Below are 21,095 nucleotides of genomic sequence, written 5' to 3' on the forward strand. Positions count from 1 at the left end.
CGCGAGGAGACGTTATGGCACATTTACCGGATGCGCATCTGCAGGCAATCTGGCAAAAGCTGACTCATGCGGTCAGCGCGCGCTCACCCTTTACCCTGATGCAGCTGGCCAGCGTGGCAGAGAATGCACAGCCTAAGATCAGAACCATAGTGCTGCGCGATTTCAGCCTCGCGCCAGCTTCCTTACTGTTTACCACTGACGTGCGCAGCGCCAAAGTGCAGGAGATGAGAGATAATCCGCAAGTTTCGCTGCTGGGCTGGGATGCGGAGAACAGCTTTCAGCTGCGTCTTGAGGGTAAGGCAGGCTGCGTGGATGAAGGCGAACTGCGCCGTACCGTCTGGCAGAAGCTGCGGCCCGCTGCGCAGCAGTTATTTTACTCGCCTGATTCACCCGGTGAGATCCTTGATGATCCGGATGCGCTGCGTAGCGGACACGCCTCCGCTTCGTTAGCTGACCCCCCGGAAAATTTTGCGCTGATACGCATCATGATAGAGCGTGTTGAGTCGCTTGATGTTAGTAGCGAACCTCATCAGCGCTGTGAGTTCTTACTGCAGGCGAACGGATGGACAGGACGGTGGCTGGTGCCTTAGCTTGCCTGACTCAAATATTTTCAGCTAAGTGAAAATGTGGATGTTGAGATTTATTCATCCTGATTAAACGGGGTGCAGATTAATCACGCCTTAAAAAACATAAGGTTATGCGCCTTTCGGTTCACGCCTGCCTTCATTTCAATTTAGTTATGGGCTTAATGAAGCCGCTGCCCATCTGAACATGAAAAAGCTTCAGGTTCGGTGAAATTTAATCACTTTTTTTCAGCAGGGGAGTAAGGCATAAAAGAGTCAGCCCATTGAGGAAATGGTTATATCAAATCAGCATTCAGCGTCGGTTGTGCAGGCAGACAGAGAAGCAGGTTTACATCAGAAATTGAGGTGAGAAATTACGATGAACAAAGAATTTACCTTTTCAATTAAAAGCCTTCGTTTTGACGAAAACTATAATCCTTCTGCAAACACGCGTATCACAACTAACTTCGCCAATCTGGCAAGAGGTGAAATGCGTGAGGAAAACCTGCGCAACGCACTGAAGATGATTGATAACCGCTTTAACTCGCTGGCGCACTGGGACAACCCGAAAGCTGACCGCTATGCCGTTGAGCTGGATATCATCTCTGTTGAGCTGAATATCGATCCGGCGGGAAATGAAAAGCCGTTTCCGGTCATCGAAGTCCTGAAGACAACCGTAGTTGATAAAACAAGCGGGCAGCGCTTTGAAGGCGTCGTCGGGAACAATTTCTCTTCCTGGGTGCGCGATTACGATTTCAGCGTTGTGTTATCTGAGCACAACAAAAACCAGGCCGGTTTCAGTACGCCGAAAAACTTCGGTGATCTGCACGGCAATATCTTCAAAGGCTTCGTCAGCTCAGATATCTATAAAGCCAGCTTCAGCAAGCGTCCGATTATCTGCCTGAGCGTCTCCAGTAAAAATACCTATTACCGTACCGGTAATCATCATCCGGTTCTGGGGATTGAATATCGGCAGGACGCGGATTCGCTGACCGATCACTACTTTGCCAAAATGGGCCTGCAGGCGCGCTATTTCATGCCGCAGGGCAGCGTTGCGCCGCTGGCTTTCTATTTTGCCGGCGATCTGCTGCGTGATTACAGCGATCTGGAGCTTATCAGCACCATCAGCACGATGGAGACGTTTCAGAAAATCTATCGTCCGGAGATCTACAACGCGAACTCAGCGGCCGGACAGGAGTATCAGCCGAGCCTGTCACACAAGGATTATTCACTGACACGCATCGTTTATGACCGTGAAGAGCGTACGCATCTGGCGGTTGAGCAGGGTAAATTCACCGAACAGCATTTTATCAAACCTTACCAGACTCGTCTGGAGCAATGGTCTGCTGAGTTTGCGCACTGATTAATGGAAAAAAGGTTATCTATAGTGAAAAAGTTATTACCGACATCGACGTCTGGCAGTTTACCGAAACCTTCATGGCTGGCGCAGCCGGAAACATTATGGTCCCCGTGGAAACCGGCGGGTGACGATCTGGCAGATGCCAAGCGCGATGCGCTACGTCTCTGCCTCGACGACCAGCTGCGGGCCGGTATTGATATCGTCAGCGATGGTGAGCAGACGCGTCAGCATTTTGTGACGACGTTTATTGAGCATCTCAACGGCGTGGATTTTGAAAAGCGCGAAACGGTGCGGATCCGCAACCGCTACGATGCGAGCGTACCGTCGGTGGTAGGTGAAGTTTCACGCACTAAACCTGTATTTGTTGATGATGCAAAATTCCTGCGTCAGCTGACCACTCAGCCGATTAAATGGGCGCTGCCTGGCCCGATGACCATGATCGACACGCTGTATGACGGTCACTATAAAAGTCGCGAAAAACTCGCCTGGGAGTTTGCCAAAATCCTCAATCAGGAAGCCAAAGAGCTGGAAGCCGCAGGCGTGGATATCATCCAGTTTGATGAGCCTGCCTTCAACGTCTTCTTTGATGAGGTTAATGACTGGGGTATTGCGGCGCTGGAGCGTGCCATTGAGGGATTACAGTGCGAAACCGCTGTACATATCTGCTATGGCTACGGCATTAAAGCCAATACTGACTGGAAGAAAACGCTGGGTTCTGAGTGGCGCCAGTATGAAGAAATTTTCCCGCGCCTGCAGCGCTCAAATATCGATATCGTCTCACTGGAGTGCCAGAACTCCCGCGTGCCGATGGAGCTGATTGAACTGATCCGCGGGAAAAAAGTGATGGTCGGTGCCATCGATGTGGCAACCAATACTGTCGAAACGCCGGAGCAGGTAGCGGAAACGCTGCGTAAAGCGCTGCAGTTTGTCGATGCGGATAAGCTCTATCCCTGCACCAACTGCGGTATGACGCCGCTGTCGCGTCAGGTTGCTCGCGGCAAGCTGGATGCGCTGAGCGCCGGTGCTGATATCGTGCGCCGCGAACTGCTGGGCCAGTAATACGCCTGAGGGTGTATCAGGGCTGACGTCTGACGTCGGCCCTTTTTTTATCATTCTTAACCGCGCCGTACGCTTTTGCGGCTATCCCGGCCAGGCGGTTCATTAGACAAACAAATATATTTATACGCAGGCGCTGAAAATAAGTGTGCGGCGGCGCAGCAATATGCCATTCGCGCGTTGCTTCCGGCGTAATGCATCCCTTACGCTAGCGGCAGGCCCGTTAAACACAGGATTCCGGCAATGGCGGATGGAAGCAATACGATTACCGATTTAAGCGCGCTTGCAGCGTGCTACGGCGCGGTGGCGAAACCGTCGCTGACCAAAGTCACCGATCATATTCACCCGGCGTATCGTCCCTTTATCGCCGCCTCACCCTTTGTCGCGCTGGCCACCAGCGGACCGGATGGGCTGGACGTTTCACCCAGAGGCGATCCGGCAGGTTTTGTGCATATTGAGGATGAGCGCACGCTCTTGCTGCCGGACAGACGCGGCAATAACCGTATCGATAGCCTGCGCAACATTTTGCATGATAATCGGGTAGCGCTGCTGTTTCTGATCCCGGGTATCGGGGAGACATTGCGCGTAAACGGAACCGCCACCATAAGCGTCGATCCCGCCTTACTTACCCGCTTCGCGATGAATAATCAGCTGCCAAAAACGGTGTTAACCATCACCGTTGAGAGCGTCTTTTTCCAGTGCAGCCGGGCCATCATTCGCTCCCGGCTCTGGGATCCGGCGACGCAAATTACGCGGGAGGCGCTGCCAAGCACCGGTTCCATACTGAACAGCATTTCGCAGGATATTGACGCCGGTGCCTACGATGCGGCACTCCCTGGTCGCCTGAAAGAGACACTCTATTAATCCGGCCTGATGCCGCACAGCAACCTGCACTCTACAGCCTGCCAGCAGGCTGTTTTCAGTTCCGCAGACTACCGGGTTCTAAGACGGTAAATATCAGCAAAGTAAAGATGGCCTTTACGGGCATACTGCGCCTGCAGGGTAGCTTTTTCGCTTTCGGTGAGTACATCTCCATTGAGCAGGTCATGAATAAAGGCTTCGCGAACGTAAACTTCCATGTACCAGTCGCCGGTATAGCAGTTCTTCCATGCGCCTTTATCGATATCTTTTACCCGGTAAGACGGGTTCACGTGAAAAAAGAAAAAGAAGTTACAGACGGCAAAAATGGCACAGCAGACGACATACTCAATTGTGCCGAAGGAGTCGGAGTAGAGTAAAAGTGCCATGGTCAGCACAAACAGGAAACACATCAGGCCATACAGGCCCGGGTACTGACGGATAAACGATACGTCGAAATAGGGTCGATCGTTGCGTTTTTCCGCGCGGTTGATGCTGTCCAGCTCCTGCTGCAGAAGCGCATTAAGTTGATTGCTCATGTTTTAAACCTTATCTGCCCATAATGATGGAGTTAACGTTTTACTGGCTGTTGTTAGCGTCACGCTGCTAAATCGCCATACCGGAAAAGTGGATGGGATCGGCCAGCATGGCGGCCAGAATTTTCAGGCCCTCTTCACACTGCTGCCGCGACTGAGAACCGCCCAGACAGATGCGCAGCGCGTCAGCAGGAAGATTACCAGTGCAAAACGCGGCACCGGAGACGGCGCTGATCCCTTTTTCACGCAGCTTTGCCGCGATGTCGGAGGCGTTGGCGTTGACCAGACCGGGCAGCGGCAGCCAGAGGTGATAGCCTGCGCTGTCAGCCTCAAACGGGTATCCGGTCAGGCAGGCCGCTGCAATCTGCTGGCGGATGCCCGCCTCCTGTCTGATAGCGATCAGCATGCGATCTGCCGTCCCGTCATTGATCCACTGCCGCGCCAGCGCATTAGTGAGCGGGCTGGACATCACCGTCAGCGCCCGCAGCACGCCGGAAAGCAGCTGCATCATCTGTCTGTCAGGGCCCTTCACAAACGCGATCCGCAATCCGGGGCCAAAGCACTTCGACAGGCCGGTAAGATACCAGGTCAGTTCCGGTATTAATCCGGCAAACGTTGGCACCGGTGCATCGCTGAGCGCCGCATAAGCGTCATCTTCAATGACCGTAATGTTATAGCGCTGACAGCACTCAGCCAGCGCCCGCCGGCGCGCTTCCGGGATCGTCATCGTGGTCGGATTTTGCAGCGTCGGGTTGATATAGAATGCGCCGATCTCGCCGCTGCGACACAGCGCCTCAAACGCCAGCGGATCGGGCCCCTGCGCGTCACAGAGCACCGGCTGCAGCCGCACGCCCAGATGACTGGCAATCGCCTTCATGCCAGGGTAAATAAGGCTGCTGACACAGACCGCACCTTTCCTGCGCTTCAGCAGCGTCATGATGCCCATCAGAGCGCTGTGAATGCCCGGACAAACCAGCACGTCGGCCTCGCTCTCTACGTGAAGTTTGCGCCCGATCCAGCGCATCGCTGCTGCTTTATCCTCTGCCGTCCCGCCAAAATCCTGATAGCGCAGCAGACTCAGCATGTCGGTCTGGTTAAAAAGGTTGATGGCTCCTGCGCGCAGCGCTTCCTCAACGGCGGCACCGGCAGGCTCTGTCGGCGCATTCATGGTCATTTCATAAGTGCTGGCAGGCAGAGCTGAAGAGGCTGATGCCCGCGCACGAATAAAACTGCCGAGTCCGGGGCGTGAGTCAATTAATCCTCTGCGCCGCGCTTCCGCATAACCGCGCGTTACCGTGGTGTAATTCAGACCCAGCGTTTCAGCCAGTTCACGCAGCGGCGGCAGACGGTAGCGTGAAGGCAACTCGCCTGTACTGATGCCCTCTGCAATGAAATCCGCGATGCGCAGATAGGCCGGACGTTGCGTCTGCTGCTGAAGCAGGGCTGCCCAGCGCGTAAAAAGCGGCGTAATCATATTAAATCCTGTCTCAGGACGTTACGCAGACAGGTATATCACAGCCATAATCAAGGCGTAACTTGATTGCATGGTTGATTGCATCAGTTTTTCCATTTGACTCACTTTGCGTGTTATCTGTACAGCGACAGGACGGGGCAGATTGCCGTAAAAGGAGGCTCTCGCTGCCCGCCGCGGGGAATAACGCTTTACCGATTAAAGATTGCAGGCGGGTCAGCCGATAACGCTTCTGTGCTGCGTCAGTTTTTGTATCGGGTCAGAGAAACAGCGACGTTTTGCCAAATCAGGCAGGCGTAAAATGATTCTCTGACTATCATCGTTCTTTTACGCGCGTGCAGGATAGCAAGCCGGGCGATCGGGATATCTGCCACAATACGTTTTATGCTCTTTGAGTATCGTCAGAATAAACCAGGTCCAGCTATCATGAGCACAACGATCAAACCTATCTTATCCGCCGTTTGGTCCACCAACGCCCTGGGGATCTGCGTCACCAGCCAGGAGTGCCCTGCCGGCCTGATGCCTGCGCTCAAAGGCGTCACGCTACGGGAGTGGCTGAGCATCGCCCAGGCTGATGAGGATGCAAAAATTGCGCTGCTGCTGACTGCGGCCCTGGAGCGCGTACAGCCTTTTCATATTGAAGTGCCGATCAACTGCCTGGATGGCACCCTGCGCCATGTCATCGTGTCAGGATTGCCGGGCGAGCGGGCGGAAGCGCCACACCTGCAGTACAGCGGTTTCGTACTGGATGTCACCGGACAGCGTAAGGCGCTGGAGGAGGCGCTGCGCACGGCCGCTGAATATCGCCTGCTGATTGAAAACAGCACGGATCTTATCGCTCACTGCGATGCCGAAGGGCGGTATGTCTCAATTTCTCCCTCCTACAGCGAAATGATTGGCTGGTCAGCCGAAGAGATGCTGGGCCAGCGGGTGACGGACTTTCTGCACCCTGACGATCGCGCACCTGCAGCCGCGGTGCTGAGTGCTATTTTCGCCGGGGGGGAGCAGCCGGACGTGGTGGAGGTGCACAAACGTCATCGCAATGGCCACTATATTACGCTTGGCACAAAAGCCTGCGGCGTGACCGATCCCTCCACGGGAAAGAACATCGGTGCGGTACTGGTATCGCGCGATATCACCCGCGACAAAGAGAAAATGCTGCAGCTGGAGCAGCAGGCGATGCGTGACGCGCTGACCGGCCTGCCAAACCGCTCCTGGTTTTATAAGCAGGTTGACGCCCTGCTCGCACAGCAGCAGGAGCAGCGCCTTGTCACGGTGCTGTTTCTCGATCTGAACGGATTTAAAGCCGTTAACGATTCAATGGGCCATGCGGCAGGTGACACGCTGCTGTTACAGATAAGCGAGCGGCTGCAGAGCTGCCTGGCGCCGGATGAGTCGGTTGCCCGACTCGGCGGCGATGAGTTTGTGGTAGCAGCCCGATGCCGCGATCGCCGGGAGGCCTCTGCGCTTGCTGAACGTCTGATTGCCAGCTTCAATGCCCCTTTCAGCATCAACAGCAGGACGATAAGCATCGGGGCCGCCATCGGCATAAGCCAGGCGCGACCTGCGACATTATCCGCTAAATTACTGATTCAGCAGGCTGACACCGCCATGTACCAGGCAAAAGCCCGCCGTGACGTCGCATACCAGTTTTTCTGCCTGCCCTCGCATCTGTGATGGGCATAGGGCTGGCTAACAGAATTACATCGCGATTTCTCTCCCCCGATCTGGTGGCTGAAAGGGTTACGCGCACGATAAAGCAGATCGCAGCTTTTACTGGTTTACGCATTTGGCTAATCGGTGTGGCTGTGATTTTTCTGAGTGTCGGATTAATAATGTATGTTAATAAACGGTACTTTTATTCTTTTCATTCTTTTTAATAACTAATTGGTTAATGAATTTTTTAGCTCCGCCGAAATAAATCTATGTGAAAGGCTTTTATCTTAATTTATGATTTATGCGCTAACGAAGCGTAAGCCAGGCTGGACAATGCATTAGTAACGTGATGTTATTGTCTGCGCATTGATTACTTTTATCTGACATTTCCAAAATAAATACGCTCTGCCGATGCCTGAAAGCCGTGTTCTGTTTTCAGGTTTTGCTTTTTTCTCAGCTGAGGAAAATATCGTGTTTAAATTAAATCCTGTACTTCTGGCCCTTATTGCAGCACAAGGTATGATGTTTCCGGTTTTAAATGCATCGGCGGAGATAATAAATCCCTATACGCCTGAAAATAATGATTATAAAGCGGGTGCATTGTATTTGCGTGATGGTTCAGTGCGGACGCTGACCGGGCTGCCGCAGTTCACGCCGGGGGTGATTGGCGTAACCCGCACAACGCTGGGTGAGCTGCAGCGCGCGGGCCGGATCGTTACCGATACGCTCACGGGGCAACCCCGTATTAACGTCGGGCAGCAAAATCTGAATATCGTTATTCCCGATCCCGAAAACAACAGCTATAAATCCTTTCATGTTTATGACAGCTTAGCCTTTACAGATTTACCAGAAATTAATACAGAGACACAGGCAGAGGACTTTTATGCTGTAAATGATCGTCAATATATAGATGCCCGCATCGCCTCAGTTACGCGCGGCACGCTTAATATTAATATCGGGCGACCTGACAAAATCGCAGGTTCGGACACAAACCGCTGGTCAATGGCGGCCAGGCAAAGCCAGCTTTTTACCACGGCACAGCGCGGCCATCTGAACTGGAACAGTAATAATCGTGTTACTTTCACCGCCGTTGAGGCACCTCCCGCAAATAATCAGCTGACGCTGAGCAGAGATAGCGTGGTGAGATATACCGGGACTTTCAGCGTAAATACGCGGGATGGCGAAGTCACCACGTTCACGGTAGCCTCCCTTGCGGAATTAAGAAATTATAATGACTGGTTAATCAATCAGCTGCTGAATGACAATATTACGCAGGAAGAGTATGGCAACGCGTTTAATAAAGCGTTTTCGCTTAATGAAGGCCGCGTGGTTTATCGCACCGGTGCCGGCAACCGCCGCGATGAAGTCAGGCTGCCGGCGGGCGACCGGATAGTGCTAAGTGCGAATGGTCGTGACGCCAGCGTGAAAATTTCTGCAGGGCGTACGCTTGAGGTCATCAACGCCAGCACGGCGATGCAGGCCAGCAACGGCGCGACCGCAATCATTGATGGCAAGCTCGCCGTGACCGCCACCGGGATTGCTGAGAGCAGGGCGCTGGCACTTCTCTCGGGCAGCACCGGAATCAACAATGGCACGCTGAACGCCGGCTTCCTGAATAACGCCAGCGGCACGGGTGTCGACAGAAGCACGCTGGGCTATATCGGTAAGGCCGTTGCGGTAAAAAACGGCAGCCGTTTTACCAATAATGGCGTGATTAATCTTGCCCCCGGCGATGCGCCTGAAGGCCAGGAAAGCAGCGCCATCTGGATTAATCAGGGCAGTGCGATTAACCGCGGCAGCATCAACGTCGGCGTCACGGATGTGGTCAATAACAGTTCAGCGGCAGGGGTTACGTTAGGCGCTGCAGGGCACTTTATTAACACGGCACAAGGCACCATCGCCATCGGGCGCTCGCCGCAAAACCGCAAAACGGACAGAACGCAGGATGTCGCGGTTACGCTGAGCGGCGGCGTCAGTGCTATTGAGCAACGCCACAACAGCAGCGCGATCAATAATGGCCGTATTGTCATCGGCTCCCGCGTGCAGAACGCCGTGGGTATGCGCGTGGAAAATGCACCCTCTGCGCTGACGCTGAATAACGGCGTTATCGATATCAACGGACGGGCACAGCCTCAGCCGCTGGAAAACATCGGCATGCTGGTGCTGAATGCCGGGCAGTACGAGCGGGTGGGCAACGCAGGAACAATCAATCTTAACGGTGATAACAGTACCGGCCTGCGCATCCTTGCCATGCAGAACCATCGCGCCAGCGCCTGGTCTACCGGCACCATCAATGTCAGGGGTCGTGCTGACCTCCCTGGCGGCACGCAGAATACCGCCGTCTGGGTAACCGGCGAACAGGGCGCTCAGGCGCACGCCGCGCTGGGCGGACGGATCAATTTACAGGGCGATGCGGCTATCGGTGTGCGTGCAGATGGAAACGCCCGGGTGGAGGTGGCCGCCAGCGCGGTGCCGCGCGCCGAAGAGGGCCGTAATCAGGTCAGCTTCTTCATCAGTGGTCCGGACGCACGTCTCCGGCTGCCCGCCAGCGGCCGCTACGCCACCTCCAGCCCCGACGGTACGCTATTTCGCTTCGCGGATGGCGCAGACTTCAGCGCCAGCGGTACTACGCTCTCGCTCAACGCACCGGGCGCCACCGGTATCGTGGGCAGCGGCAGGGGCAGCGATATTGTGACGCGTGATGCAACATTCAATGTAGGTGCTGGCGCCAGCGCCATGCGGATAGAAGGCGGTGCGCAGGGTACACTCAGTGCTGCCACCCGGCTGCGCCTGACGGGCAAAGGCGCCAGTGCCGCAACGGTTGACGGGTATAAATATGATCTGAGCGGCCGCAATATCAGCGCTGATTACCTGCCGGATAGCCGCACGCTGCTGACCAGCCATGCCGCTATCAGCGGGCTGGCGGATGCGCAGGTGGGACTGGCGGCAGTAAACCAGGCGCAGCTGGTGAATACCGGTCGCATCACTTCAGGAGGAGAAGGATCGGTGGGGATCCTCGCGCGCCTGGGGGCGAAAGTCATCAACCAGGGCGATATCAGCGTGACGCGCGGAGGAACCGGCTTATACGCCGGGGGATTCGCCACTCCCGGGGAGAACCTCCCGACCACAGAAATAACCACCCGCGGCGTGTTAAATGTGTATGGCGGATCGGGCAGCCAGCAGACAACGCTGGGCGCGATCGCCAGCGGCGAGCAGGCGGTGCTGAACCAGAACGGCATTATCAATCTGTACGGGGCTAATGTGGTTGGTGCCCGCGCCGAAAAGAACGCCATTATCAACAGCGGGGCAACAAGTCGCGTGGTGTTTCATCATGCTAACCAGGTCGGCTATCAGGCGACGGACACGGACAGTATTATTTTCAGCAGCGGAGGCAGCACAGACGTCAGTACAGCCGGCTCAACGCTTTACCAGGCCAGCAACGGAGGCGATGTCTATGCGCGTGAGCCCGGTACGGTAACGCTGAGCGGAGCTGATACGACCGGCGTCTCGGTCTCCGGCAGTACGTCCTACGCCTACCGCACTGACCGGTATAACGTGAACGGCAGAGGGGCTGCGGCGCTGCGCGTCTATGAACTGGGCGAGGGGATTGTCACCAGTCCCATTGCACTTAACGGCAACAATACCAGCGGCGTAATAGCGTCGGGCGATCGGGCAACCGTCTATGCCGCTTCTGACATTACCGGACGCGGCCGGCAGATCACCGCTTTCGACGCGGGTTACTATTCAGCGATCTTCAATCAGTATCAGGGCGTGGTGAATTTAACCGGCCCTGAGAGTACGGGCGCGCGCGTGCACGACAACGCGTCATTTCTTAACTTTGGCAGCGTGCGTATCGCCTCGGGCACCGGCATCGATGCCAGCAGTGGTTATGGTTACTACTATCCGCGCGAGAGCAGTCGTCTGCAGGTAGATGACGGGATCGCCGCGCTGCGGGTCGGCAACAGTGGCGGTCTGGCGGTTCAGGGTGATGGTCAGGGCTACAGTACCATTACCGCCAGCGGACGCGCCGATGGCGTGCTGCTGGATAACGGGGCGCAGTTTTTCCAGGCCAGCGATATCACGCTGGGCGCTTATGGTCGTGGCAGCGTCATCAATAACCGTGCCGGAATTACCGCTATTTCCCTGCAAAATGTGCGGCTGGAAACCGGGCGCGGAGCCGGTATCCGTTCAGCCGTCTCTTTTGACGGCGAAGGGAGTGCGCAGATTGTCACAGGCGAAGGCGGAACCGGCTATCTGTTTGCGAATGAAGATGGTTCAGCAACGCGTAACGATCTGTTTATCGGGCAGGGCTATTCCATCACGGTGCCCGGTAAGGGCACCGCCATACGTGCCAATACAACCGGAGATGTTGTCACCGCAGGAACGATTGCCATTGAGTCCGCTAACGGCGGATCCGCCGTAGTGACGCGCACCGCCAGGCGGGTGATTAACCAGGGCAGTATCACGTCACAAAGCCTGGTGGCACCCATCATCGATTTGCGCGGCGGTGCGTCGGTCTTTATCAATGAAGGCACCGTGACGGCACCCAATCCGCAGACTGTGGTGGTGGCGGGTGGAGCGGCCCGGGATGTTGTTGCCCTGCTGGACGGCAGGGTAACCGGCGATGTGCATACCGGTAACGGAGAGGATACGCTGATTGTCACCGGCGGCACGCTGAAGGGCAGTCTGACAATGGGCAGCGGCGTAAATAACCGCGCCACCGTACAGAACATCAGCCTGGAAAATACCCGGCACATCACCACGGCTGGTGGCGCAGGCAGTACTCTCAACCTCCATGACATTACGGCGCGTGGCGGATCTTTTACCAGTGACGATCCGGTAAAAGGCACCAATATCGGCGCCGGCTGGAGCACGCTGAATTTTTCCGGCACCCGCTGGACGCTGACGGACAACCTTCGGCTGGCGCACAGTACCATCAATATTGACGCGGATTCGACCCTGCTGGCGGGAGATGGTGTTCAGCCGCTGCTGCAGGGCGGTAGCGCCACCTCGCTGCAGGTGAATAACGCTGGTACGCTGGATTTGACCAATGGCAGCAGCCAGGCCGGTAACTCGCTGACGCTTAACGGCGATCTGGCTTCGGCAAACGGCACGCTGCGGCTTAACTCGGCGGCCACCCGCAGCGATATATTGCGCGTTAACGGTAACGTCAGCGGCACGACGCTGATTGATGATGTTCTGCGCGGCGCGCCGCAGCTGGATCGCAACGGTGACGGAATCATCGGGCCGGCGGAGGGGGTTTCGCTTGCGCAGGTGTCGGGCAGAGCCGCTCCGCAGAGTTTTGTTCTGAAGCAGGGGTATGTTGCTTCAGGCCCGTGGCAATACAGCCTGTATAGTTTTGCCCCAGGCAGCAGCGCCGCCAGTGAACGTCAGCTTAGCGGCAGCGGTAATGATTTCCGCGACTACCGTCTGGCTAACACGTTTGTCTGCGCAGACGGCGAGCTTTGTCAGCCGCAGCCAGGCAATGGCAAAACCGGCCTGCGCAGGGCGGTAACGCCGCAGCTCCCGTCATATATCTCAGCGCCGGTTGGCCTGGCACTGTATACGCTGGCGATCACGGACGATCTGCACAAGCGGCTGGGCGAGCTGCGCCAGCAGCACGATCCCGATGCAGCGGGCGGTGAGATGTTTGTTCGCTACCTGGGAGCCAACCTGCACTATCAGAGCAACCGCGGCCTGAGTCACTACGGCTATGACGCTGACCTTGACTACAGCGCGGCGCAGCTCGGCGGTAACGTCATCCGACTGGATGGCGCAGACGATAGCCTGCGCGGCGGTATCGCCTGGACGCGCGGCAACACGCGTATTCGTCCGCACGCGGTGGATGGCTACAGCTCAACCGCTTTCGACAGCGACAGCGTGGCGCTGTATGGCACCTGGCAGCATAGCAGCGGCCTCTATGTTGACAGCTCGCTGTCATGGAACCGCTATCGTGGCGAAACTGACATCATGCGGCAAAAAGCGGTGGCTTCGCCGGAAGGCAGCGGCTGGGCGGCTTCACTGGAGTCAGGCTACGCCATTGAGCTGACGCAGGGATGGCGTATCGAACCCCAGGCGCAGCTGACCTGGCAGCGTCTCGATATGGACAGCCTGACCGATCGGGATCAGACGCGGGTTTCCTGGGATCGTTATGAGCAGACCGTTGGCCGGCTCGGGGCGCGGCTGGACCGCACGTGGCAGGATGAGAGCCTGCGGCAGTACACGCCTTATCTGCGCGCAAACTACTATCGCGGCTGGGGCGGAACGGCGAAAACCCGGGCCGGCTCTGCTGACGGCACGGAGAGTCAGCGTTTTGACAGCGGTAAGTTTGGTCAGATGTGGGATGTCGGCCTTGGCGGCACCGCGACGCTCACCCGGAATGTGTCACTTTATGCCGAAACCGATTATCGCAAAGAGGTTAACGGGAACGGCGCGCACGGCTGGCACTACAATGCCGGTGTTCGCTGGTCGTTTTAAGCGGCGGCCATTGCCGGCCTGAGCAGCGTTTCAGGCCAGCTGCGGCAGGTTTACCGCAGCCGCGCTGTTCAGCGACGGCTCAGGGCCAGACGGGCAGCAAAGGCCAGAAAAATGGCGCCGGTGGTACGATCCATCCAGCGAATGACCTTCTCTTTTCGCAGTATCGTTGCCAGCGGGCGCGTGGCGCTTATCAGTGCCATCGACCAGCTCGTCCCGATCACAATATGGATACCGACCAGAATAAAGGTCCAGAGTACCGGTGAGTGACCCTGCGGAATAAACTGCGGTAAAAAGGAGACATAGAAAATGCCAATCTTAGGGTTGAGTGCATTGCCGAGCACGCCTTTCAAAAACCAGTTTGAGCCTTTTTTAGCGGTATTATCCGCCAGCGTCAGCTGCTTTCTCGGACGCAGCAGCATGTTAATGCCCAGCCAGCTCAGGTAGAGCGCGCCACAATACTTCAGGATGTCGTAAGCCAGTTCTGACACTGCGATGAGCGCTCCCAGCCCGAACGCCACGGCGGCTCCCCAGACCAGACAGCCGGTGCTGATACCCAGCGCCGCGTGAACCGCCTGTTTTCGTCCCTCAACCGTTGCCGTTCTCAATACCAGCGCGGTATCCAGGCCCGGCGTCAGAGTCAGTAACAGCGCGGCAAAGCTGAATGCCAGCAGCGCATCCATTATGGTCATCATATCTCTCCTTCAGGCAACAGGTTGTTCTGGTCGCAGGCATCCATCTGAGGCAAACCTTTACTCAGGCTAATCCGGGCTGCTGAGCAACGGACGAGTGCAGCAGCAGCTTTTCGGCCGACGGGCGAACGGCTTATACAGCTTATAGCGTTTACGATAAACGCTCAATTATCGCCAAAGAGCAACACGCACCTGCTGCGTTACCCGACCCGGAAAAATAAATATCATCCTGGCAACGGCCGTCATAAAGAAATAAATATCAGATGCAGCGATCTGCTGTGAAAAAGTATAAATGCTGCCTGTGATAATAAAACCGGCGGGTGGTTTGAAGGCAGTATATATATATTTACGCGCGGCGACGCCTGCCGCTGGCTATAACGTGCGGCCGCTTCGCAGGAAGCGCGCGCGCTACCGTGAATCGCCCGGCAGGCCGTTGTATTCAGGAAGAAAGTGGCCGTTTCGACATCACGCACGTATCACCGGACCGGACAGCCGGCTGCGGGTAAAAGCTGTCTGCCCGCATAATTAAAAAATCTTCTGAAAGAACGTTGCTTTATTTTTATTCTGAACTATCTGTTTATAGGGATATCCGGTTATTTTTTATTTCACGAGGACTAATGTATGAAACGTAAAATAATGGTCGCTGCTGCTCTGTTTCTGGGAACACTTGCCTCTGGCTCTGTTTTAGCTGCGCAGGAGATCACTAAAGAACAGGCCAGCCAGTATCAGGAAGTGGGCAAGATAAGCTCGATGAAAGAGCAGACTGCGCCTTCAGATGCCAAAGCCGATCTCTCCAAAAAGGCAGATGAACTGGGCGGTAAATACTACGTCATCACCTCTGCAAAAGAGGGTTCAAAGATGTCAGCTACCGCTACCGTCTATAAATAACAGCGGGTCTGGTGTATGCAAACGGCAGGCTATGGATGGCCTGCCTGAATGGCACCGCGATCTCTCCCGTAATCATCGCTGATCACCTCCTGCACTCTGCCTTTCTCTGAATCGGTATAACCTAAACCACCGCTATTTCCGGGTTTTAACTCCCTATGTCACTGAATATTATGATGTTTACATAAAGTTACATTTGCAATGGAATCTTTTAGAGAATTGCTAAAGCAAATGATTATCATTGTCTTTCTCATATGTTGCGGGCCTCTGCCTGCCTGCGCTGAACGGATAAATATAAAAACAGCGCATCACTGCTTAACCTAATACCAATGTTTAAGAGAGAGTTTATGGCTTTTTGTAGCAGGGAATCAGGGTTCAATAACCTCTTCAGCATCTCATTACTGGCACTGACCGTGCATTCCCTTCTCACTCCCGCCCGGGCGGCAGAGGAGGATGCGCAGGAGATGATCGTCAGCACTGATTCGGCCGATAACAGTGCGCTCAGTAACCAGAACTATGCGGTGCAGACCACCCGTGCGGGCACTAAGCTGATGCTGACACCGCGCGATGTACCGCAGTCTCTTAGCGTCGTGACACAGCAGCGCATGCAGGATCAGGATTTGCAGTCGGTTAATGATGTATTAACCAACGTTACCGGCATATCCACTAATCTTGTCGACAGTGAACGCTCTGAGTACTATTCGCGCGGCTTCAAAGTCAGCAATTTTACGTTTGATGGTATTCCGGCTTTAGTCAACGACGCATGGAATTATGGCGATGCGGCTTCCGACTCCGCTATTTATGACCGCATTGAAATCGTGCGCGGTGCAACCGGCCTGATGACCGGCGCAGGTAGCCCGGCGGCTTCAATCAACATGGTGCGCAAACATGCCGACAGCAAAACCGCCACCGGAACGCTGAGTGCCAGCTATGGCAGCTGGAATAAGCAGCGTTATGTGGCCGATCTCTCTTCTCCGCTGAACGGGGATGGCAGCCTGCGTGGCCGCATTGTAAGTGGCTACACTGACCAGCAGAGCTGGCTGGATCGCTATCAGAAGACCAAAAAGTTTATCTACGGCGTCATTGATGCCGATCTCTCTGAAAGCACCACCGTGTCACTGGGATATGACTACGAAGATAACAACACCGGCAATCCAACCTGGGGCGGTTTGCCGATGTTTTACAGTAACAATGCCACCACCCATTACGATCGCAGCCTGAATTCAGCAGCCAACTGGGCGCGGTATAATACCAACTCCCGTAAAGTCTTTGCCGATATTGAACATAACTTTGATAACGGCTGGAATGTTCATGTTAACGGCACGCACGCTGAAAACACATTCAGCGATAAGCTGCTCTATGTGATGGGCAATCCCGATCGGGAGAGCGGTGAGGGTACGACCGGCTATGGCAGTATGGATCGCGGCAAACGTAAACTGGACTCTGTCGATGGCTTCGCCAGCGGCCCGTTTGAGCTGGCTGGTCGTCAGCATCTGTTAATGGCGGGTGCCAGTTACAGCCGGCAGCACAATGCAACGTATAGCCAGGATGGTTTCAGCGATGCAGAAGCGCGTGAGATCACGGCAGCCGATATGGGTATTTTTGATAACCACTGGAGCGGTAATGTAGCGGAGCCGGCGTGGCAGGGCTGGTATCGCAACGCCAATGACACGGTGCGGCAGAAATCCGTTTACAGCGCAGCACGTCTGTCGCTGGCCGATCCGCTGTCACTGATTGTTGGCGCGCGCTATACCCAGTGGAGCACCACCGGCAGCAGCGGAGAGGCGACTAAAAATAACACCACGCCTTATGCAGGGCTGGTGTATGACATCAACGATACCTGGTCCGCCTATGGCAGTTACACTGCTATTTTCCTGCCGCAGACTTATCGCGATACCCGAGGCGGCTACCTGTCACCCGTAACCGGAAAAAGCTACGAAACCGGGCTGAAATCTGCCTGGAACGATGGCCTGCTCACCGCCACCGTGGCGATATTCCGTATCGAAGAGGATGATGTCGGTCAGGCACTTGATGGTGTCTACCTGAATGGCAGCGAGCAGGCTTATGTCGCCGCTAAAGGTGCCGTGAGTAAAGGCGCCGAGTTTGAACTGAATGGTGCACTGACTGATAATCTGCAACTGACATTTGGTGCCACCCGCTATGTTGCGCGTGACAAAAGTGGCCGCTTTAACAGTTACCAGCCGCAGACCTCCTTTAAGCTATTCACCCGCTATCAGCTGGCCGCTATTCCTGACCTGACTATTGGCGGCGGCGTTAACTGGCAGAATCGGGTATTTAAGGATGTGACCAACGCCAGCGGTGAGAGCGTACGGGTATATCAGGGCAGCTATCCGCTGGCATCGCTGTTTGCGCGCTATCAGGTGAATAAACAGGTTGCGGTACAGGCCAACCTCGATAATCTCTTTGATCGCCACTACTACAGCTATATGAACAGTTACGTCTATGGTGAGCCACGAAATATGAACGTCAGCGTTTCCTGGCAGTTCTGACAGATCGAATAGTCGATATTCACATTCAGGCATGCAACACGCTGACATGCCTGAATGCTTCCACTATTACCCGCCCGCTTCTCTTCTTTCTGCACGCTCAAACCGCTCATCTATACTGATTATTCCAGCAGGCATGCTGCTGGCAGTATAGATCCCAACACTCAGATAATGTGACCATGTAAATGTGCTTGTTAAATAGCGCGTTCCTGCCTTATATCCCGGCGGAGCGTAAAAGCAAATAGATCTCTCACTATCGGGAAAACCAATAATGAAAATAACGCGTTTTGTTTATTCTGCCCTGATTGGCGTGGTTGCCAGTTGCCGTTCAATGACGCCGATGGCGGCTCTTGCTGCGGCACGTCTTGCGAAGCGCAATACGTCAGGCGCTCTGCTGCTGCTGGATCGGCCGCTCTTTAAATATGGGGCGTTAGCGATGGGAGCAGGGGAGCTGTATGGCGACAAAATGAAATCAGCACCGGACCGCACTGTGTTTCCTGGCCTCTCGGCGCGCGTGGCCAGTGCCGGGATTGCCGGTGCCGCGCTGGCACCTCGTGGCGAAGAGAAGACCGGGGCCGCGGTGGCTATTTCTGCCGCGGTGCCACTGGCTTATGCCACGCTTGCAGCCCGCAAAAAGGCGATAACAAAAATCGGACAGACCCGAAGCGGCCTGATTGAAGATACGCTGGTTGTCGCTCTTGGAGCCGCCGTGGTCTTCTTTGCCACGCGTTCTGACCGTCACTAAACGCCTTCCCCAGCCTGACAGAACAGGAAGTTTGTGATGGGGGTGAGGCAGGTTATTTATCTTTTGCCCGTTCTGATTGGTGTTGCCTGAGTTAACAACCGGGTGTCATCCCTGACAGTTTCTCCGGCCGGTACGCGTCGGACGCGCCCGTTATGAGGTTGGCTTATCTTCGTCGTCTTCCGGCCGGGGCCGGGCAACGGTTAGTGATGTTTTCCGTCGTCGTCCGGGTCTGCTTTCATCTTTAAGTGCAGCCCAGCCTTGTCGCGCATATCAGTTTGAGAGAAACCATTGAGCCAGTGTCTGGCTTTTCTGATTTTCTCCGCCCTGACCGCGTTAGTGGCGTTATCAGCCATTAAATCCAGCTCCGCCGTCAGGGTTCGCTGGTTAATGTCCTGTCCCGCCATTGCAAGGTTGAGTGCTGCCTCTCCGATGACAGGTTTCTCCTGATCGTCGTCGTGATCAAACACTGAATACACCTCCTGATACGAGTCAATGACAACCTCACCGGTAACTGTAGTCCCAAAATGAATACGATGCCTGCCCGAAGAACGCATACGGTTTTGAGAACAGGAGTTAGCAGCCGCGCTCATTTTTTAGCGGTAACAATCCTTTTTCGGTAACAGTCAAAAAGTCTGAACACGCGACTGCTTAAGGCCGCAGGCCTGATAAGTACCTTTCACGTCGCTTAAAAGCCACATTGCTTAAGCGTCATTTACTCTGCGGTAGGTCTGAATCACAGTGAGAGGCTTACAGCGTCCGCTATGAGCGAAGAGCGGACATTATGTCCGCGTCTCATTGCGATTGATCATTGGGCCGATGCTAAGTTCATAAACCACGCAGGGTGTGTCGTAATGTCGTTCTATAGCTTTATAAGCCATACCTAGCCGCTGCATCATTTTCTGAGAGGGAATATTTTCAGGATCGGCAACAGCCACTAAATACGTTGCGCCTGTCTGCACTGCTGCAAATTCAACAATTGCTTTAGCCGCTTCTGTTGCATAGCCTTTTCCATTGTGTTGCGGCACGAGTCGCCAGCCGATCTCTAAAGGCGCACACTCAACGTTTGCCAGATGCTGAAGGCATGCTGCGCCAACGATAATCTCAGAAGCCTTTTCTTTAATAGCCCACCACGAATACCCGTAACTCTCCCAACGCGACTGAACACGCCTTATACTTTCCCAGGTCTCTTCGGGTGTTTTAACAATCCCTTTGTTGATATAACGCATCACGCTGGGATCGTTATCCATCATCCTTAAACCCTCGTAGTGTGAGTCATTAAAGGGTTCTAGCATCAAACGTGCAGTTTCTAAATCCATCTGACGTTCCTTTTCTACGTTAAGGGGATTGCATGATGCTCTCTTTACTACTCAATCTATCATGCTGTGAGCAATGTCAGCTACTGGCACAAAGCGGACGTTGACGGGTACAACGACATAACAACCAGCACGGAGGTGTATTAATCAACGGAAAACAGGTCTGTTTATTGTGTCAGCCCTACTTTTACGAAAGGGTTACCATGACTGCGCGGTTTTTTGATTAACTTGCCCAGATATAATTCTCTGACTTCTGGTGATGCAATTCGTCCAACAAACTCTGAACGGTTGGTTTCAGGAGGGATGATCAGTTCTCGGGTAAAGTATTGCTGAGAGCCAGCCTTGATCCAGCCATGGATCTCGTAAACTTCCATCACCAAACCACCATAAGTGGCGTAAGCAAATTTCAGGTTCTCATCTTTTGGTACTTTTGCCCAGATGCCACGTGTAGCTTCATATAATGCAAGTGCACTCATGCCAGATTTGTAAGTACTGTTTAGCAAAAAAGCGAGCCCTGCATGTTCAGGTGCGACTTCCGTCTCTTGTTTAAGAAGGAGATAGTTGAGCTCATCCAGCGTGATTCGCCCCATAAGGGAGCTGCTTCCTCTTACTTTGTTAGTCAGCTCCCCTACACCCAAGAGATCAATACAGGTTGCTTCAACAAGCTTCGCGGTTGCCTCGTCCATGCCATGGCGAAGTATGTCGATACCCAGGTTTCCTGTTTTTAACAGATGATGAATTCGTTCTGATTTCGGAGAGCCGTCACTCGACTTCATATGATCAAAACAGCGTTCTGACTTGCCTTTACCTATATAAAACGGCCTCTTAGAGGCATCTTCAGTGTCATAAAATGCGTAAACATAGAATTTAGCCATCCCTAATGCTTTCGAATAGTTTGAAAAATCTTTCACAGTCTTGCTTCCTTATGACAAAAATCCTTAACTTTACTATCGGCACTTTATTTCAAAACTTAAAAGCA

The 21,095-nt window shown here is 54.4% G+C and carries 15 protein-coding genes; 9 read left to right on the top strand and 6 right to left on the bottom strand.

Going from position 1 to position 21,095, the window contains the following annotated elements:
* Positions 1–14: 14 nt before the first annotated feature.
* The 4 genes from FS690_RS12770 to FS690_RS12785 all read left to right on the top strand — a co-directional run bounded on the left by FS690_RS12770 (position 15) and on the right by FS690_RS12785 (position 3,843).
* A complete protein-coding gene (locus tag FS690_RS12770; protein WP_071668138.1) occupies positions 15–590 on the top strand; it encodes a pyridoxamine 5'-phosphate oxidase family protein in 576 nt (191 codons plus the stop codon).
* 352 nt (positions 591–942) lie between these two features.
* Positions 943–1,926, top strand: a complete 984-nt coding sequence (locus FS690_RS12775) for a DUF1852 domain-containing protein (protein WP_040113825.1) — start codon at positions 943–945, stop codon at positions 1,924–1,926.
* Positions 1,927–1,950: 24 nt separating this feature from the next.
* Positions 1,951–2,982, top strand: a complete 1,032-nt coding sequence (locus tag FS690_RS12780) for a methionine synthase (protein WP_071668139.1) — start codon at positions 1,951–1,953, stop codon at positions 2,980–2,982.
* A gap of 240 nt (positions 2,983–3,222) precedes the next feature.
* Complete coding sequence (locus FS690_RS12785) at positions 3,223–3,843, top strand: pyridoxamine 5'-phosphate oxidase family protein (protein WP_071668140.1); 621 nt, start codon at positions 3,223–3,225, stop codon at positions 3,841–3,843.
* 68 nt (positions 3,844–3,911) lie between these two features.
* On the opposite strand, the gene FS690_RS12790 is transcribed toward FS690_RS12785, so the two are convergent.
* Positions 3,912–4,376, bottom strand: coding sequence for a YlaC family protein (locus FS690_RS12790; protein WP_040113832.1), 465 nt, complete (start codon positions 4,374–4,376; stop codon positions 3,912–3,914).
* Between the two features lie 67 nt (positions 4,377–4,443).
* Positions 4,444–5,847, bottom strand: a complete 1,404-nt coding sequence (locus FS690_RS12795; protein ID WP_040113834.1) for a PLP-dependent aminotransferase family protein — start codon at positions 5,845–5,847, stop codon at positions 4,444–4,446.
* A 423-nt stretch (positions 5,848–6,270) separates the two neighbouring features.
* Between FS690_RS12795 and FS690_RS12800 the strand changes: the two genes are divergently transcribed.
* Complete coding sequence (locus tag FS690_RS12800) at positions 6,271–7,521, top strand: sensor domain-containing diguanylate cyclase (protein ID WP_145339719.1); 1,251 nt, start codon at positions 6,271–6,273, stop codon at positions 7,519–7,521.
* Positions 7,522–8,106: 585 nt separating this feature from the next.
* On the top strand, positions 8,107–13,977 hold the full coding sequence (locus FS690_RS12805) for an autotransporter outer membrane beta-barrel domain-containing protein (protein WP_255471495.1): 5,871 nt from the start codon (positions 8,107–8,109) through the stop codon (positions 13,975–13,977).
* 68 nt (positions 13,978–14,045) lie between these two features.
* On the opposite strand, the gene FS690_RS12810 is transcribed toward FS690_RS12805, so the two are convergent.
* Positions 14,046–14,666, bottom strand: coding sequence for a LysE family translocator (locus tag FS690_RS12810; RefSeq protein WP_071668141.1), 621 nt, complete (start codon positions 14,664–14,666; stop codon positions 14,046–14,048).
* Between the two features lie 621 nt (positions 14,667–15,287).
* Here FS690_RS12810 and FS690_RS12815 point away from each other — a divergent pair.
* The 3 genes from FS690_RS12815 (at position 15,288) to FS690_RS12825 (ending at position 18,803) form a co-directional block, all read left to right on the top strand.
* The gene (locus FS690_RS12815; RefSeq protein WP_071668142.1) at positions 15,288–15,554 is read left to right on the top strand and encodes a YdgH/BhsA/McbA-like domain containing protein; all 267 of its coding nucleotides are present in this window, start codon (positions 15,288–15,290) and stop codon (positions 15,552–15,554) included.
* A gap of 344 nt (positions 15,555–15,898) precedes the next feature.
* Positions 15,899–18,061 carry a ferric-rhodotorulic acid/ferric-coprogen receptor FhuE gene (gene fhuE, locus FS690_RS12820; RefSeq protein WP_145339721.1) on the top strand — a complete coding sequence of 721 codons (2,163 nt, stop codon included), beginning with the start codon at positions 15,899–15,901 and terminating at the stop codon, positions 18,059–18,061.
* 268 nt (positions 18,062–18,329) lie between these two features.
* On the top strand, positions 18,330–18,803 hold the full coding sequence (locus FS690_RS12825; protein WP_094110818.1) for a hypothetical protein: 474 nt from the start codon (positions 18,330–18,332) through the stop codon (positions 18,801–18,803).
* A gap of 200 nt (positions 18,804–19,003) precedes the next feature.
* Here FS690_RS12825 and FS690_RS12830 read toward each other — a convergent pair whose 3' ends face one another.
* From FS690_RS12830 to FS690_RS12840, 3 genes are all read right to left on the bottom strand, one after another.
* Entirely contained in the window at positions 19,004–19,270 is a 267-nt protein-coding gene (locus tag FS690_RS12830) for a hypothetical protein (protein ID WP_145339722.1), read from the bottom strand.
* A 312-nt stretch (positions 19,271–19,582) separates the two neighbouring features.
* Positions 19,583–20,119 carry a GNAT family N-acetyltransferase gene (locus FS690_RS12835; protein WP_145339723.1) on the bottom strand — a complete coding sequence of 179 codons (537 nt, stop codon included), beginning with the start codon at positions 20,117–20,119 and terminating at the stop codon, positions 19,583–19,585.
* Positions 20,120–20,283: 164 nt separating this feature from the next.
* Positions 20,284–21,027 carry a hypothetical protein gene (locus FS690_RS12840; RefSeq protein WP_108569785.1) on the bottom strand — a complete coding sequence of 248 codons (744 nt, stop codon included), beginning with the start codon at positions 21,025–21,027 and terminating at the stop codon, positions 20,284–20,286.
* Positions 21,028–21,095: the final 68 nt, after the last annotated feature.

Source organism: Pantoea sp. PSNIH1 (genome assembly GCF_007680655.1).
In the GTDB taxonomy this organism is placed as follows: Bacteria; Pseudomonadota; Gammaproteobacteria; order Enterobacterales; family Enterobacteriaceae; genus Pantoea; species Pantoea eucrina.